Annotated in this window: 10 protein-coding genes and 3 pseudogenes; 7 read left to right on the top strand and 6 right to left on the bottom strand. The window is 34.3% G+C overall.

Features of this window, described 5'->3' with window-relative positions:
- The 6 genes and pseudogenes from HDT10_RS07645 to HDT10_RS07620 all read right to left on the bottom strand — a co-directional run.
- A pseudogene (locus HDT10_RS07645) lies at positions 1-833 on the bottom strand (hypothetical protein); the annotation flags it as partial.
- 85 nt (positions 834-918) lie between these two features.
- Positions 919-2,049 carry a hypothetical protein gene (locus HDT10_RS07640; RefSeq protein WP_290881876.1) on the bottom strand — a complete coding sequence of 377 codons (1,131 nt, stop codon included), beginning with the start codon at positions 2,047-2,049 and terminating at the stop codon, positions 919-921.
- Positions 2,046-2,768, bottom strand: a complete 723-nt coding sequence (locus HDT10_RS07635) for a glycosyltransferase family 2 protein (RefSeq protein ID WP_290881880.1) — start codon at positions 2,766-2,768, stop codon at positions 2,046-2,048. The genes HDT10_RS07640 and HDT10_RS07635 overlap by 4 nt, the downstream gene beginning before the upstream one ends.
- Positions 2,764-3,105 (bottom strand): hypothetical protein, encoded by a 342-nt coding sequence (locus HDT10_RS07630; RefSeq protein WP_290881874.1) that lies wholly within the window; start codon positions 3,103-3,105, stop codon positions 2,764-2,766. Before HDT10_RS07630 ends, HDT10_RS07635 begins: the two co-directional genes overlap by 5 nt.
- 104 nt (positions 3,106-3,209) lie before the next feature.
- Positions 3,210-5,768 (bottom strand): CDP-glycerol glycerophosphotransferase family protein, encoded by a 2,559-nt coding sequence (locus HDT10_RS07625; protein WP_367159069.1) that lies wholly within the window; start codon positions 5,766-5,768, stop codon positions 3,210-3,212.
- A 639-nt stretch (positions 5,769-6,407) separates the two neighbouring features.
- Positions 6,408-6,749: pseudogene (locus HDT10_RS07620) on the bottom strand (glycosyltransferase); the annotation flags it as partial.
- A 368-nt stretch (positions 6,750-7,117) separates the two neighbouring features.
- Here HDT10_RS07620 and glf point away from each other — a divergent pair.
- From glf to HDT10_RS07585, 7 genes and pseudogenes are all read left to right on the top strand, one after another.
- Positions 7,118-8,224 carry a UDP-galactopyranose mutase gene (gene glf, locus HDT10_RS07615; RefSeq protein WP_290881872.1) on the top strand — a complete coding sequence of 369 codons (1,107 nt, stop codon included), beginning with the start codon at positions 7,118-7,120 and terminating at the stop codon, positions 8,222-8,224.
- On the top strand, positions 8,221-8,421 hold the full coding sequence (locus HDT10_RS07610; RefSeq protein ID WP_290881871.1) for a hypothetical protein: 201 nt from the start codon (positions 8,221-8,223) through the stop codon (positions 8,419-8,421). The genes glf and HDT10_RS07610 overlap by 4 nt, the downstream gene beginning before the upstream one ends.
- Entirely contained in the window at positions 8,418-9,737 is a 1,320-nt protein-coding gene (locus HDT10_RS07605; RefSeq protein ID WP_290881868.1) for a glycosyltransferase family 2 protein, read from the top strand. The genes HDT10_RS07610 and HDT10_RS07605 overlap by 4 nt, the downstream gene beginning before the upstream one ends.
- Positions 9,738-10,691, top strand: a complete 954-nt coding sequence (locus HDT10_RS07600) for a class I SAM-dependent methyltransferase (RefSeq protein WP_290881867.1) — start codon at positions 9,738-9,740, stop codon at positions 10,689-10,691.
- A 2-nt stretch (positions 10,692-10,693) separates the two neighbouring features.
- Positions 10,694-12,952 (top strand): glycosyltransferase family 2 protein, encoded by a 2,259-nt coding sequence (locus HDT10_RS07595; protein ID WP_290881864.1) that lies wholly within the window; start codon positions 10,694-10,696, stop codon positions 12,950-12,952.
- A complete protein-coding gene (locus HDT10_RS07590) occupies positions 12,870-13,682 on the top strand; it encodes a hypothetical protein (RefSeq protein WP_290881862.1) in 813 nt (270 codons plus the stop codon). The genes HDT10_RS07595 and HDT10_RS07590 overlap by 83 nt, the downstream gene beginning before the upstream one ends.
- Positions 13,679-15,748 (top strand): annotated as a pseudogene (locus tag HDT10_RS07585) (hypothetical protein); the annotation flags it as partial. The gene HDT10_RS07590 and the pseudogene HDT10_RS07585, both read left to right, overlap by 4 nt.

Here is a 15,748-nt window from a genome sequence, read left to right as displayed (position 1 = left end):
TTTAGAATCAATGCTTGCCCTAGCTTATAGGCTAGATGATTGTGGATTCTGTCTTTGGCTACAAGATAAATGCTGGGAATGGGCTTTTCTTTGATGACTTCTACGATTTGTTCTTGGGGGGCTTGTGGTTGAATCAACAATCTTGACAAGATATCTGTTCTATTGCTGCCATAAGCAATGTTCTCTCTCTGCAAAAAATAATCTTGAAAAAGCCTGTAATTAATCAAGATGATAAAATTATTTGGACAACATTCAGGTCTTATTTCTTTAAAACAAAAGTTTGAGAAATAAATAATATCTCCTTCATTAATATATCGCATATCAATGACAGGCATGCGCACAAAAGGATTAAAAGCGACAAAAGTGTGTCGCTCTAGTAATTTCAACTTAGCTACTTTTCCATTTTCATAAAGATCAATGTAAGTATTAATTTTTAATGGAGACATATACAATATATCCATTCGCGTGCTTAAATAATAATCATATTTCATTCCATTTTCATTTTCATAATCTGTAACAAGCTGAACTACTTTTTCTTTGCTAAATTTTGCTCCATGTTTGTCCCCTAATGAATCAATAACTATTCTTTTAGGCTTATAGACTTCTTTAATATTCTCTATGTCTTTTAATTTCAATTTCTTATTATTGAGTGTAGGAAATTCATTTTTGTGCCAAGCATACCCGCTTTTTTCAAACAAATCCCAAGTGTGAATAAAAACATCAATTTCCCAACCATCTTTTTCGTTTGTATCTATAATATACTCAAAGAAGCTAGCATAAGTCTTGAAATAAGTTCTAGCACACCCAAAGAATAAAACCGCCAATTTCCTCACTCTACATCCTTATACAATTTCTATCTACTTCTTTTTATAAGTTACTTCAAAAATCCTGCGATAGCCCAATTTAAAGAGCAACACTTTAAGCAGAAAGAAGAAAATCCCCCCCCCCCCCCGCAGAATTAGCTTTAATCAAAGCTGAACCAATCTTGTAATTTAAAGATTCTTTGCATTTTATTCCTTCTTCATAATCTTCATAAGTTTGCAATAAAGTAAGTTTTAAAAGAGGGTTTAAGATTTTATAGGCTTCATATTTGTCTCTTATATCTTGATGTTTTTTAACAACATTTCTCAATTTTGTAGGCAACATAAACACTTCCCAAAATTTTAGATTTTCAATTATTGTCCCTAATTGATAAGATAAACTTTGTTGAACTCTTGAGGCAGCAGATTTAGGTCGATAATTCTTTAATGAGGGTTTAAACCATTCCAATGTTCTATTTCTATCCACTTGAATAAATAAAAAAATATTCGCCGTGTCGATAAAAGGGTATAAATTTGGGCAACAATGATAGGGCTTCAATGTTAAATAAAAATTGCTCTTTGGTACAAACATTCCTTCTTCAAAAAACCCCCATTTGGATGCAACCCCTATATCTTCTATGTAAAAATCTCTATACAAAAGCAAATAAAACATATAAATATAATATTCAAAATGTATATACTTTAAAGAAAATCCATTGATGTTTGTAACCTCAAAAAAATGTGGTACAAACTCGCTTTTGTAAATGCAAATTTGATTAAACCAAAGATAAAGCCCTTTATCAATAGACTTTAAATTTTCACATTGGGTAAAGGGCTCTAAACAAGCATTGACAATACCATTCGTATTGGCTAGTGCTTGATTGCCATATAAGACTTTATTGCGATAAAACTCCTCACACATTTTAAGTAAATTAATATTTTTGATAACTAGGCTTTCACTATCAAGCACGATAATGTATTGATAGTTTTGATAAAGTTTATTCAAAGCATAAATCTTTTTAATGCCAATAATGCTGACATCTTTCTTTGCTAAATCACTTGGCAAAATAATGCTACGATAATGTTTTGAATTTGATAATTTCTTGAAATCACTTTCTTCTTGCGTATTTGAAAATATAAAGTAAATATCCGATTGTTGATTTAGCTTGTTTTTATTATAGCTTTCTAAAAAACTAATGGCTCTATTAAAATGTGGTGGATAAGTGGGCATTAAAAAGCAAATTTTCATTTTATGTTCTCCTCATATTTTTTCAAATCCTCTGGAGTGCCAATTCCGTGCATTTGGGAAAATTCAATATTATAAATGCCTATTTTTGCACCATTTCTAATTGCATAATTATAAGTTGGAGCAGTGTAAAACTCATTATTTACTCTCTCATTTCTCACAATCATATCTAATGCAGAATCTACAAACAAAGAGCCTTTTGAAAAGAGATAAATTCCAACCGTTGCAAATTCAGAAATCACTTCCTTTTCTCTCACTTCTTTAACAAAATCCCCCTCTAATCGCACAAAAGACCATTTAGGACTTTTTTCATAATCTTCAAAACACAAAATAGAGCCATCTAGCTTCCTCTTTTGTGCATCATCAACAAAATCAGAAAATTTCATATCTATAATCTGATCTGAATTTGCAATCACCAAAGGAGTATCGTTATTAATAAGCTTCCTTGCGTGAAGCACAGAACAAGCCGTCCCCTCTGTCAAAGAATCCACTTCTACAAATTCCACATTGTAGTCTTGTGCAATTTCTCTACAAATACTTTTTTGCGACTGCAAATGCACCTTTTGCAAGATAACAATATATCTTGCATTTTCATACTTTAAATTTTCTAGCACTCTTACAATCATTGGTTTCCCTAAAACATCAATAAAAGGCTTGGGATTTTTAAAACCCACTTTAGCAAAACGACTTCCAGCACCTGCTGCAGGGATTAAAACATTAATCATCGCTACCTCCATATTTCCCAAGATATTTATCATTCATAGCACTAGGAATCTTAATCACAACATTTTGCGTGTCTTCTAAAGCTTCAAAATCTGTATCCTCAAAAGGCTTAATAACAAGAATATCTCCTGCTTGATAAATTTTGCCATTCATCTTCGCTTTGCCTTTGATGATTGCTGTAATTTCGGTGGCTATTTTATGATAATGCCTCTCTTCATAATCTCCCTTTTGATAAGTTTTAATCCCTACTTCTACTTCATTTGTTTTTAGAATACTTGGTTCAAAATTTCCGACAAACCAACCTCGAACCATATCCTCTAACCGAAATTTATTCATCTTTTTTCCTCCACCATTCTTCCCATTTGCATTAGCAGCTTATAAAGTAGGAAATGCCCCCCCCCCCCCGCTAAATTTATTGAATATCAGGGAAGTCGGGGAATTCATAGAAATCCCCCCCCCCCCGCAGAAGTGCTAGCGACTTGGAGGCTTGCAGCTTTGATTAATTCATTTTGGAATAAGAATAAATCCAAATCCAAGTCTTTTTTATCAATATTGTAAGTATTTTTTAGCTCATTATAGACTTCTTTAAGTTTTTGCTTATCCCCCAAATACGCATAGATTCTAAGCTTAAGATAGGCAAACTCTAATAGCTCTTGCTGCGGGATTGCTTCTCTTAAATCCTCTAGTCTTGCAATCACTTCTTGCGCATCTAGGATTTCAATGTAGTTTTTAATGATTTCAAATTTTATTTTATTGGAGAATGCAAGTTTGTTTTCATAATCTTGTGCTTTGAGAAACTCCAAAGCCTCTTGTGAAGCTTGATTAAGTCTTGAAGCATAGAGATAGTTAAAGATAATTTCCTCATTTAAAACCACTTGCGAGTTACTAAACTCACTCTCTCCTAAATGCTCCAATACAAATCTAAACCGCTCACTTGCTTCCTTGTAGCATTCCAATTTTAAGGCATTTTGAGCCAATCTTAAAACAGAATCAAGCGTCCATTTCCTCTCATAAGGCTTATCAAGCTCTAAAATCGCATTGTAGATTCGCTCACAACACTTCCCATCTCTAAATTCAAAGGTATTTTCTATATTGGATTGGTAGGGTTCTCCAACTTTGCAATTATTTTGAAGTAGAATCTCCAATTCTTTAAGCAATTCTTCTTCGGTGGTAACGACTGGACCAAAGCTGTCTTTGCGATAGTCAAAATAGCCACTTTGCCATTGATTGCTACGAAACTCTTCCTCATCAAATTGGTAATATAAAACAGGCTTTCTAAGATAAGCCATCTCAAAGGCTACACTAGAATAATCTGTGATCATTAAATCGGATTCCACAAAAAGTGTCTGCAAACCTCTCTCACAATTTCCCAAAGCAATAAAATCTGGAATCCTAAAATCTCTTAAATAAGGCAATGTATTTTGATGAGGAAAGAAAATAATTCTACATTGATATTTCTCGTATATATTTTTAAGTGTCTCACTTTGCAACAAACTTAGATAAGTTTGGAAATACAAAGATTTTATAAAAAGAGGGTCATATTGCCTCGCATTGCTATTTCCAATGGTGTCACCAACTAAATATTTCCTCCAAGTAGGCATAAGCAAAATTTGCTTATGCGACACGTTTCCGATGGTTGGCTTTTTGTCATTGCGAGAAGTCGCAAGACTTCGTGGCAATCTACAATCTTTTATCTCGCCTGTTGTGTTTGCAATGGAATCTTTAAGGTATGTGTGATTATGGATTGCTTCGGCTTCGCCTCGCAATGACGTTGTGTGGGCTTTGCAATTTACTTCTCCTTTTAGCAGCGTATCGTGCCTTGCAAAACCTACCAATTGAACTTCTTTATCTCCAAATTTATAATGATTGAAATCACCCGCTATGGAATCGTATTCCCTTTTTGTTGCAGTGATAAAAAGATTGATTTGTCTCGAATTCAACCAAGAATATATATCATTATGAGTAACTCCGTGTTGCAAAAATACAAAGTCTTTGCCCTTTAAAGTGTCCTTGCCTAGATGATTTACTAGGTATGTGTCAATGTGTGAGGAAATGACTTTACTAGAAGCCCTAAGGGTGTCTTTAAATTCTTGAGTATCAAAGGCTACAAGAGAGAACCCCTCTTTCTGTAATCTTGCCCAATCTTTGGATTCTCTCCTTAGGACAAATACAATATTTTGTTTGGGATAATTTCTAGCGAGATAGCGATACAAATGCTCTGCATTATCATCTGCTTCCGTATCTCTATCCATTAGAAGCCATAAATCATTAACATTTGTTAGCTGCTTGAATTTATTTCTAATGTGTTTGATTTCCAAACTTTGGTGCTGCTTGCCCCCAAAGGTGATTCTAGCTCTCTGCCCTCTAATAAAGATTTCTAACTTCGTAGAATCCCGCGGAATATGCACCCATAATCGCTTCTCATAACAAAATATCCTATCTAAAAAATCATTTTGCACGATTTTTTCATAATCTGCATAGACTTCCCTCCCATCAATTATTATAGATTCTATATCTTTATCACTAGGGGTGAAATAATAAATGCAAATTTGTTCTTTCTTGGCATCAAAAACATCAATATAAGTGATTTGAAAAGGGGGATATTCCTTTTTGAAACAATTCAAAATTCCGACTTTGTGATAAAACCAACAACCCGCAAGATTAAATTCCAAAATCCTCTGCGTGTCTATGAGAGAATAAATCCTATCCCAAAGAGAGAAAAACTCCTCCCGCTCTTTTTGAGTATGAAATTTGAATTTATCGAAATTATTAAGCGTTGCTTTAATCTGCCACATCAAATCATAAAGAATCGTATTTTGGACAAAGACTGGAGGGCATTTAAACTGCGCTTGAGACTTCAATAAAAGATGAAGTAGGAAGCTCATTTTAGAGATTTGTTGTTTATCTGCTTCAAGCACATTATCTAATGTAGAACTTCCATCACTTCGTTTGCGATAATAAAGTTTTGCGTTACGCAAGAATGCACTACTAGATTCCATATTAGCCATTAAAAATTCATTGACAAACTTCGCATCTTCGAAACTTGGCTTTAAATCTTCGTCCATTCTCAAACTACCAATACGCCCCAAAGGAAAGAAAGCTGACATAACCGCTAATTGAATCAATTCATTTAGATTCTTATTTCGCTTGGTTGTTGCTACATCTTTGAACTTGTTTTTAAGCGGGTGTGTATCACTAAAAGCATTCTTTGCTTCATAATAAAAAACTACATTACACCCCACCATACAAATGTCTTTCTCTTGATTCTCCTCCAAAAACTTATCCACCTCATAGAAATAATCCCTATCTAGGAAATCATCAGAGTCTGTAAAGGTTACCCAAATAGGCTTATTGGACTGGCTTCCCATATCGTCATTGCGAAGCCTCGTAAGAGGCTGTGGCAATCCATAATTTGGAATCTCGCCTGTTGTGATTCCATTGTTGACGTTTTGGTAATCAACATTATGGATTGCTTCGTCAGCTTCGCTTCCTCGCAATGACGAAGTAGTTGCTCCTGCGTCCTTGTGAGATTCTGAAATGTTTGCTTCTCTGTCATTGCGAAAAAATCTTTGATTGTCGTGGCAATCTACAATATCACACTCTGAAGTCTTTGCAATGGAATCTTGATAGCCCAATTTCTCTTGTAGCCATTTAAGTCCAAGATTCCTTGCGCTTGCTTGTCCGCCATTTTCTTTATGGAGATAAAAAATATTGTTTGGGTATTTGCTTTGGTATTGCTTGATAATCTTTGCACTATCATCTGTGCTGCCATCATCTACGCAAATAATTTTTATATTGTTTTTGAAATCAAGTCTTTGTTTAAGGATAGAATTAAAATAATCCTCTAAATATTTTTCTACATTATAAACCGCAGAAATAACATAATATTCTGCAAAAGCGTGTTTTTTCTTGGGCTTAAAAGCTTTGAGTTGGTTTTGAATCGGAATAATGCGCTTATCTAAAGCGTCTTTGAAAAACATTTGAGGGTTGTTTTGTAGTTTTCTCAACTTTTTTGGATTTAATAATGTCAAAATTTTCCTCGCTTCTATTGAAAATGGGATTTTTCAATAGAATAGTTAGGCTGATTTCATAATTTAAGCACTCTTATCCTTGCAATGAAACAAGAAATAAAATACTTAAAGCTGCGGATTGCCACAGCTATGAAAGGGTTCGCGATGACATAGAGATAAGCATTAACTCGCAAAGATAAAGCAAAACATAAAGAAAAAACTACAAAACAATCCAGCTTCTTGATTAAGCTTATTTTTTTTTTTTTTGTATATAATCCCGCAATAATAAAAGTTTGAAAAATCCCATTTTCAATAGAAAATATTTATAAGGCGTTAGAGTGTTTGATTATTGTATCGTTGGCAGCGGTTTGTTTGGAAGTATTTTTGCCTATGAAGCAAGCAAGAGGGGTAGAAAATGCTTGGTTGTAGAAAAGCGCAATCACATTGGCGGAAACTGCTATACTAAAAGCCAAGAGAATATTAATATCCATACCTATGGGGCACATATTTTTCGCACAGATTCTAAGCAAATTTGGGAGTATATGCAGCAATTCTGCACCTTTAATCACTTCATCAACTCTCCTATTGCTAACTACAAAGGCGAAATCTACAATCTCCCTTTTAATATGAACACCTTTTCTAAGCTTTGGGGAATTTCTACTCCACAAGAAGCACAAGAGATTATAGAATCACAAAAAAATTCTGCCTTAAAATCTCTAAAGGGCGAACCACAAAACCTAGAGGAACAAGCCATTTCGCTCGTAGGGGTTGATGTTTATCAAAAATTCATCAAAGGTTATACTCAAAAGCAATGGGGCAGAGATTGCAAGGATTTGCCAAAGTCTATCATTCGTAGGATTCCTGTGCGATTTACTTATGATAACAATTACTTCAACGATCCCTACCAAGGAATCCCAAAGGGTGGCTATACTCTTATCTTTGAAAAATTATTAAAAAATTGCGAAGTGTGGCTTGGGACAGATTTTTTAAAGCATAGAGAGGAATTACAAACAAAGGCTAAAAAGATTCTCTTTACAGGGACTATCGATAGCTATTTTGAATACAGATTTGGAGAGCTTGAGTATAGGAGCTTGAAATTTGAAGAAGAGGTTTTAGAAAGCGAGAATTATCAAGGCGTAGCCGTCGTTAATTACACCGATGAGGAAACTCCTTATACGAGGATTATTGAGCATAAACACTTTGAGTTTGGCACACAAGAAAAAACGATTATCTCCAAAGAATACCCCCAAACTTGGAACAAAGACAAAGAGCCTTATTATCCAATTAATGATGAAAAAAATCAGGCTCTTTATGAAAAGTATAAAAATCTAGCCAAAAATGAAAAGTCTTTAATCTTTGGTGGGAGGCTTGGCGAATATCGTTACTATGATATGCAAGATGTAATTAAGAGTGCTTTAGAACTTGTTAAAAGGGAGCTTGCGTGAGATTTTATAATTGTCATTGCGAGCATAGCGAAGCAATCCAAATCCAAGCATACTTGAAAGATTCTACAATAGAATCTTTAGGCGAGATAAAAGATTATAGATTGCCACGAGATTCTAGTGAATCTCTCGCAATGACGACAAGCCAACCACTGCGTCATAATGATAGCCAAACACATACAACAAAGGTTGCACAATGAATCCTAAAGTCTCCATTGTGATTCCCTCTTTAAACTCCATCACTTACATACAAGAATGCCTTGAGAGCGTATGTAACCAGAGTCTAAAAGACATTGAGATTTTGTGCGTAGATGCCAACTCTACTGATGGGACTTTGGAATATTTAAAAGAGCTAGAATCTAAAGACAAAAGGCTAAAAGTTATTGTTTCAGATAAAAAATCCTATGGCTACCAAATGAATCTAGGAATCAAAGCTGCAAAAGGAGAATATTTAGGAATCGTAGAAAGTGATGATTATATCAAGCCTAATATGTATGCAGAACTTTATAGAATTGCAAAAGAAAGAAATGCAGAAGTAGTCAAAGGAAATATGTTAGAGTTTATAGATAAAAATGGAGAAAGGGTATTTACACATACGCGTTTGCTGAATTGGACTAAATGTCTCTATGGAAAAGTTTTAAATGCGAAAGATTTGAGAGTTTTTACTCAAACAGGTATTATGAATCCAAGTGGGATTTTCAAGCTTTCCTTTCTAAAAGAAAATCAAATTTATCATCACGAAAGTTTAGGTGCAGCTTATCAAGACACAGGATTTTGGTTTTTTACCCATTTGCTTGCGCCAAAAATGTTTTTTGTTGATGAGGCGTTTTATTGTTATAGGCAAGATAATGAAAATTCATCAGTGAATCATATTTCCCTGCAAAAAGCCTTAAACCTAAGCAAAGAATATGATTTTATCCGAGAAAAACTTGATAAAAATCCTAATTTTGGAAGTCTAACTCCTCTTCTAAGTTATTTGAGATTTGGTGGATATAATTGGATTTTAGGGCGCATTGTAGATAGTAATCAATTCCCTTTTCTCCAAAGAATCCAAAGTGAGTTTTTAGAACTTGAAGCCAAAGGCGAGCTAGATTGGAGCTATTTTGATGAATTTCAAAGAGCCAAGCTAGAGCGAATCCTAAAAGACCCAAAAGAATATTATCAAAGCATAGCATCTAAGCCGAAAGGGGCGGTAGAGAGAGTAAAAAACCAACTTTCTTATAAGCTTGGAAACTGCCTTATTCAGGCTTCAAGTATTTCAAAAGCCTTAAAACTGCCTTTTACTCTTTATGCAATTATTGCTAGTCATCGTTTTGAGCAAAAAGTTTTGAAGGTTTTTGTGTCTCTCAAGCCAGAATTAAAGCCCTTAAGATTGCAAGATTTTTCAGATTATGAAGAATCTTTAAAAACAAAAGAGCATTTAAGCTATCGTTTAGGTTCTGCAATGCTGAAAAATCCTTTCACCTTTCCTTTTAAGATTCCAAGTATTTATAAAGATTATAAGAGGAAAAAATAAATGAGTTTATATACTAGAATACGCAAAGTTTATCGCCTACTAAGAGATAGAGAGCAGTATTTCACCTACAAAGAAAAATATGAAAATCTACCACAACAATATCTTGAATGCAAACAAGCTTATGAAAACCTACGACCATTCAACAAAGTTGTGCCAATAGGACATTACGAAAGCCCCTATCCTAGCGAAGCAGAGCTTGAAGCGGGATACAATAAGGGCTTTGACGACAAGTTGCAAGGCATAGATTTAAATGAGCAAGCACAACTTAGCCTCTATGAAAATCTCAAAACTTACGCTGAAGAATGCCCTATGGCAGACAAAGAAAAAAACGAAAATTATCGTTTTTATGATTTTGGCGATAATATTTGGTTTGGGCGCGATGACGCAAGATATTTATATGCAATCCTTATGCACTTTAAGCCTAAAAATGTAATTGAGATAGGCTCTGGGTTTAGCACTAGCTTAATGCTGGATACCAATGAAATTTTAAATCATTCTATGAATTTGCTTTGCATAGAACCACGCGCCCAAAGATTAAAATCACTCCTTAGAGCAAAGGATAATTTAAAAATCATTGAACAAGATGTGCAAAATGTATCTTTGGAGATTTTCTCCAAATTAGAAGGGGGGGGGGGCGATATGTTGTTTATTGATTCCTCTCATCTTTGTCGTCCCTTTGGCGATGTCAATCGGGAATTATTTGAGATACTGCCAAGTTTGAAAAAGGGAGTGATTGTGCATTTTCACGATATTATATATCCTTTTGAATATCCAAAGGTTTGGACGCTAGAGCAAAGGAGAGCCTACAACGAGGCTTATATTTTAAGAGCCTTTTTGCAGTATAACAAAGACTTTGAAATACTCTTTTGGGGTAGCTTTCTCTGCAATCGTTCCAAGATAAAAGACTATGGGCTTTTTGGAGGTGGCAGTATCTATCTAAGGAAAAAAGGCTAAAAATGTCCCAAACTAAAAAAGTCGGCATCATTGTCCCAATCTATAATGTAGAAAAATATCTAAGGCAATGCCTAGAAAGCATCATTCATCAGACTTATAAAAGCTTAGAGATTCTTTTAATCAATGACGGCAGCACAGATTCTAGCTTGAGAATTGCCAAAGAATATGCACAAAAAGACAGCAGAATCATAATTATAGATAAAGAAAATGGCGGACAAGCAAGTGCTAGAAATGTAGGGATAGAGTTTTTAAGTGGAGAAATCTTTTATCGTTGCAAGGTTGCAGATTGCCATTCCGAAAATAAAGCTCGCAATGACGAAGAGGAGGCAACTTTACATTCCTACAAAATCATCGGGGAAAATCCCTACCAAATCCACGCTATTTATAGCCTTAAAAGTTTGCTAGAGATTCCAACCATTGACTATTTGCAATTCGTAGATAGTGATGATTATATAGAGCTTGATTGTGTAGAACAATGCGTTCCAAGAATGCGAGACATAGATATACTATGGTTTGATGCAAAAACTTTCCTTGATGGAGTGAAAAAATCTGATTGGAAGTCTAATCTTTATCATTTTAGTTATACACAAGAAGTTATTCTTTCAAAAAAAGATTGGGCAATAAGACTCTTTGAAAGAAAACTATACTGGTTTTATTACGCTTGGCAAGGTATGATTAATTTTCACTTCCTTACTAATACAAAACTAAGATTCCTCAATGGCATTATTCAAGAAGATGATATGTTTGGGATTTTACTTTTTGCCCAAAGCAATCATATCTATGTTTATCCAAAAAAACTTTATCATTATAGAATCAGGGCTAACTCTACAATGAATTATGATAATAATTTGCAAACCAAAGTCGCAGGGTTTTTTGCAAAAAATACAGAAGCCTTTAAGGATAATTATTCTAAAAGAGCATACCATAAAGCAAGCTCCTTTATGCAAACTGCTTTAAGTATTGATACATTTCTACAAAACTCACAAGATGAACGCGTAAAGCATATTATTAGTAAATATCTTATGCCAACCTATACGTTTTATGCTCATAAAATCCTCTATTTTTCCCAAGACCCATTAAATCTAATTCCAGAATTTCAAAAGTTACAAAAATATCTTGAGGATTTAAACTTTCATCTCTTTGCAGATGGTTTTCTCAAAGACGAACTTATTTATAAGCTTGGAAGCGTTAGCTTAAATCTATTGAAAAATCCTAAAAGAATTGTGAGCCTACCAAATACACTGCGCAAAATGATTCACAACGCTAAAGAAGCACAAAAAGCTTATCAAGCAAATGTAACAAAATACCAGCTTAATTTGCCAAATTTCAGAAAGCTCGTCAATAATTCCAAAGAGCTAAAAACAAGGCGACATTTAAGCTATAAATTGGGAGATTGCATACTTAAAGCCCATAAAATGAGATATTTTGGTGGATATTTATGGTTACCCTTTGGCGCAGCCTTTAACTTAATTAACTTTAAACCTTATAAGCAGAAGAAAGATTCTATTCTTTTAAACTCTATGAATAGACTAATCAATGAGGTAAGTCATTTAAATTGGCAGATTTGGAGCAAAGATATTGGAAATCATTCTAGTGATTTTTTTACAAAGTTACAGAGTTTGGGAATATCAGTTGAATTTCAAGATATTTTTATTCAAATGCTAGAGGGAGGGAAGCTTGTAATGAGTTATACCAAAGACAAAAAATGGCTTGATTTGCTTATAGAATGTAAAGCACAGATTCATTACTTTGAACCCAACCCAGCTATTTTTAAATTTTATAAGGAAAAATACCAAGAATCCAATAATGTGATTTTTTATCCCAATGCACTCTCCAATGTAGAACAAGTCCAAATCCAAGCAAGAGACAACAGAGGAAATGGAATCCACCCAAGCATTTATTACGCTTCGGATAATACTTATGAAGCAAAGAGTTTAAGCATCAGTGAAGTGCTACAAAAGTTTTCCAATCTTTATCTTTTGATTTTGGAGCTTGACTTTGAAACTTGCGTAATCTTAGAGGAGCTCATCAAATCTAAAGAATATCTAAAGATTTCCTATATTTTTTGTAAAGTCAATGCGATATTTGCTGAAAGCCAAAAGTTTAAATCTCTAAAGCAAATAATAGATTCTACCCCCCCCCCCGACAACATTTTATATTTTGTAAAGGAAATGAAAGATGAGCAAAATACAGAATTTTATTACAAGACTGGCAACATTGAATCAGAAAGATATAAAACTATATCCCTACGAACAATATAATTGTGAAATAGCATTTACACAAAAATGCGCTTCTGTGCAAGACAATTTAAATCCTCAACTATTGGCTATGTGGAAAAACATATATGATCAACCTTTTTTTGAAATCCACCATCCCACTTATAATGAAGTTAAAACAAGAGCCATTTTTACCTATAAACCAAATTATACTTCATTAAGAAATGCCATATTATTTGTTGATAGAAATTATCAATATCCTTTTGTGATTCTAAATGCCTATGATTTTGCAAGTGCTATTATTACTTTAGAATACTTCTTTATCAATGAACGCTATTCAAGCGACAGCCAACACGACATTTGGTACAGGTGGAGAATTTGCAAAGATTGTCAAGAAATGGCTAAATCTTTAAATTTGGATAATCTTTGTTTTCAAGATGCATCTTATTCTATTGATATGGCTTGCGAAAGACCTGCCCATTATTTCCAAGATACCCTATATTGGTATCAAAAACTAAAATTAAGTAATGAAGTCCAAAATACACCTCTATTTTTCCGTTTAAATACTATGCCTCTTACTAACAAATCTTTATGTATTGCTTTGAGACTAGGAAAAGGTGATGACAATTATGATTTTATTGTTAGAGACTCTTTAGCTTCTTTTAATCATTCTGTCGATACTCAAGACAAACTAGATAGATTTGACAAAGAGGAAATTACTATGCAAGACTTGAAAGGCTTGATTGCCACACAAGAGCAAAGGGAGGCATTATGATGCTAAATAGCATTGAAAATTTCCTATCTAAGCTCAAATATCCCCATAGAAGCTTTGGAATCAAAGGGTTAGACTTATCTACTTGCAAAGCTTATCCGTATGAAGAATACGATTGCGAAATAGCTTTGCTTCATCAATGCTCTTTTGAAAGGGACGCAAATAATCAAAAATTACACTTGACTTTCCAAGAAATATTTGCCAAAGAGTATTTAGAGCTTCATCACCCTATTCATACCAATGTTTTAACAAGAGCAGTTTTAAGCATAAACAACAAAGTTGTACAAAATGCGGGTGGCTACAATAGCTTTGTGTTTTTTATAGATAAGGATAATCAATATCCTTGGATTTTAGTTAATGAAAATATGTTTGCTAGGATTATCATCACTCAAAATGATTTATTTTTAAGCAAAGATTTATTTAATATAAAAGATTTTACCAAATGGATTTTATGGGCGACTTTGACAGAAATACCAAAAATAGCACGAAATTTAAAAGCAGAGGATTTAAAGTTTTGTGATAAAAAGTTTGCAATCAATCTTGGTATCAAAAGACCCCATCATTTTTTTAGAGACGATTTATATTGGTTTTACAAGCTTAACTTGCAAGATTGCAATGTGCTAAATACTCCAATGTTTTTCAAAACAAAAGAGATTAAAAATATAGTTGAAGACGATAGATTAGGAATCAGACCAGCCCTACTTTGTAGTCTTGCTTATTTTGAAATGCAAATTAATACATTGGAGAACATTATTGTTTCCCAATCTTTAGCAAATAATGTGGGGGGGGGGGCAGAAGATATGTATAGTCTGACCCTTTGGCTTGGAATCCCGGGCGAGCGGAGAATTTGGCTTGAGCAGTGGGAGGGGATTCCACTTATTCTTAAAAATCTTAGCCACTACTTCCCAAGTATCAAAGTCTATGTCGATGGAATGACGACTTATGATGGAGAGAGGATTGAGGTTAAGAACAATTTAGAGGCTTTTTGGAAAATCGTAGAAAATACCAAAGAGGTGTTTGAGGTTGGGGATTCCGCCTCTTGCAATAACGATAAGCCAACCACTGCGTCATTGCGAGGAAGCGAAACGGGCGAAGCGTCTGTTGCGAAAGCAACCGACCCACACTTGCAAATCCATAATACAGAATCCCGCAATGAAAGTAACGCGATAAGCAATGACAATTCCCAAAATTCCGCTACGATTCTTGGAGCAAAGGGCGAGAAAATCACACTAAAATCCCTAAGTGGTTATGACTATCGCACCAAAATCTGTTATTGTGTAATGTGTGATATAGCTATCAGTGAAACCTCTACGACTTCTTTAGTACCCTTTTCTTTTTGCAAGAAGCCGGGAGTAGCATTTTATTGCGTCTATCAAGCAAACAATATGGTACATATAAATATGGCACGAGATTTTGCTAAACAAATCCCTCATTTAAAGTTCCCCTCTCCTCAATACCACGCTTATGAAGGGGCTAAAAGGGAAACATTTGTGTTTAACTACCACTTCCCTCCAGAGCATTTTTATAATCTCGCCGCAGAATCCCTAGAGGAACTAAGCAAGGAGGGGAAACTTACAAACTTCAGCAAGGATAATCCACTCAAAATGCACCGCCTCAATGTACCACCTGTGGAGCTTTATGCCAAGAAACACGCGTTAGAACAAAAAACAAAGATAAAAATCAGTAGCAACCAAAGCACGAAAAGACTGCTAAAAGAGATTTCCTATCAAAAACAACTCTTGGAAATTGAATCTTTGGAGCTAGACATACAGCTAAAACAACTTCAAATTAAGTCTAATGAGCAAGTTATAATTCACCCTCCTACTCCAAACATTATCACACAAGCTACCGCCAAAGACAGAATCCACAATCATCTAGCCTATAAGCTAGGACAAGCTTTGATTCTAAACTCTAAAAGTCTCTTAGGATATATTAGAATGCCCTATGTGCTATCTTATATTAAAGAATCCCATAAAAAAGAGATTTTAGAATATGAAGCAAAGGTTGCAAAGAATCCTAGTTTAAAACTTCCCAAACTAGAATCTTATCCAGACTACAAAGAAGCCTTA

This window comes from Helicobacter sp. (assembly GCF_014799995.1).
In the GTDB taxonomy this organism is placed as follows: Bacteria; Campylobacterota; Campylobacteria; order Campylobacterales; family Helicobacteraceae; genus Helicobacter_D.
This window is presented reverse-complemented; position numbering and strand designations above follow the sequence as displayed.